The sequence below is a fragment of the Peribacillus sp. SIMBA_075 genome, from assembly GCF_046534585.1.
In genome coordinates, this window is sequence record NZ_JAWRYN010001541.1 from 1 (window position 1) to 238 (window position 238).

At 68.5% G+C, this 238-nt stretch carries 1 protein-coding gene; it reads left to right on the forward strand.

Annotated features, from left to right (window positions below):
- A partial coding sequence (locus SB775_RS33580; protein WP_486360746.1) for a hypothetical protein occupies window positions 1–238 on the forward strand: 238 nt, incomplete at both ends.

Sequence of the window (238 nt, forward strand, 5' to 3'; positions counted from 1 at the left end):
GGAAGCCATCGAAGGAGTCGTGCGCACGCACCTCGTCACGCCGTTGTGGGGTCCGCCGCTCGGCCGGCTCGGTGCCCGGGTGCTCGAGTCGGGCGGCCATCACGAGGCGGTGGACCTGCTGCTGGACAGGCTGGACGAGTGGCTCGCGGCGAACCCGGACGTGTTCGCGCCGATGGTGTCGCGGCGCCCACGGATACAGTTCGTGCATACCGATCAGCAATGGCAAGAAAAGCACGGC